The sequence below is a fragment of the bacterium genome, from assembly GCA_030654305.1.
GTDB lineage: Bacteria > Krumholzibacteriota > Krumholzibacteriia > LZORAL124-64-63 > LZORAL124-64-63 > PNOJ01.
In genome coordinates, this window is record JAURXS010000319.1 from 1 (window position 1) to 1,376 (window position 1,376).

The following is a 1,376-nucleotide window of genomic DNA, read 5'->3' on the forward strand; positions in this document are numbered from 1 at the left end:
CATTGACGAAGCCTTTGCCCGCAAGAGCAGCGAGCGCGAGAAGGCGTCCACGGCACTCAATGCCCACGACCAGCGCGTGCTGGAGGCGTCGCAAGCGGTGGATGCCGCCAGCGCGAGCGGCGACGCCCAGCAGATTCGCACCGCCATGGCGGCGCTGGAAGCCGCCTTGCGTGGTCAGGCGGAGGCAGCGGCTGAACCTGCTCGTGGCGGGTCGAATGCCGTTGCCACGCCTGCCGAGGCCGGCGCCACGGACGTGAAGGCAGAAGAACCACTGATGGCACCGGCAGCAGATGGTTCTGCGCCGGCCGATGCCGAGGGCGAAGTCTCCGCGGCGGAGGCCCCGGCACCCGCCAAGCCTGCCGCCCCGCCCAAGAAGATCGTGGCGGTGCGTGGCGACGACCGGCCGGGCATGAAAAAGACCGAACCCGCCGGACGTGATGACCGACGGGGGGCTCCGGGCCGCGACAGCCGTGATGCACGGGGTGGTTTTGGCGGCCGTGGGGACGGGCGAGATGCCCGCGACGGGCGCGGCGGCGAACGGTTTGACCGCGAGCCGCGGGGCCCGCGCCTGGGGGATGCCGCTTTCCGTGCCCAGCGTCAGGCGATCGAACACGCCGAAGCGGCGCTTCGCAAGCTCGCGGCGCAGGCGCACGGCGAGGTGTTGACCCAGCTGCTGACCGCCTGGGAACAGCGCGACGCATCGCAGTTGCCGACGGCGCAGGCGCTGGGTTCGCGGGTCAACGCGGCAACCCGCAGCGCGTGGTCCCAGAGCCTGAACGGGGGGGCACCCGCCGCGGTGCCTGCCGATGCCTTGCTGCGCCTGGAGATGGCGGCCGAAGTGCCCACGCCGGCCGAACTGCTGGATGCCCGCCGCATGCTGCAACTGCAGTTGCTCACGCGCCGCCACGAAGCCGCGCCGGCCGATACCTGGGCCCAGGATGTGTCCCGCGTGCTGGCCGGTGATTTTGACGCTGGCGCTGCGCGCCGCCTGCAGAACGCGCTCAAGGTCCTTCTCAAGCGTTGAGAGGCACTGAGGCGTGGGCGACCGCCTGCCTGGCCAGGTGGGCGGTGGCCGTTTACGGCGGGTGGGCCCGGAAGAACCCGTCGTACAGCGGTAGCAGGGTCGGGCATTCGAGGGCGAAGCGCTCGCGGTTGACGAAGTAGGCCTCGCAGGTCACCGCGAAGAACTCGGCCGGGTCCTTGGCGGCATAACTGTCCAGCCAGGGGCGTTCACCGCCAAAACGTTCAGCGAGGGTCAGCGCTTCTCGAAACTGTGTGTAGGCCTCGGTCATGGTCCGGCGCCAGTGTTGTCTGGCCTGGGCCGAATGGGCCGAACCCCACAAGCCCTGGGTCATCGCGGGTGCGCCATCCGGGGT

General features: G+C 70.6%; 2 protein-coding genes. One reads left to right on the forward strand and one right to left on the reverse strand.

Translation table 11 applies throughout. The annotated features are described in order from the left end of the window. Positions 1–1,024, forward strand: a 1,024-nt coding sequence (locus Q7W29_09110; protein MDO9171976.1) for a DUF349 domain-containing protein, incomplete at its 5' end; no start/stop codon positions are given. Between the two features lie 52 nt (positions 1,025–1,076). Here the strand turns inward: Q7W29_09110 and Q7W29_09115 are convergent. Next, positions 1,077–1,376, reverse strand: a 300-nt coding sequence (locus Q7W29_09115; GenBank protein ID MDO9171977.1) for a zinc-dependent peptidase, incomplete at its 5' end; no start/stop codon positions are given.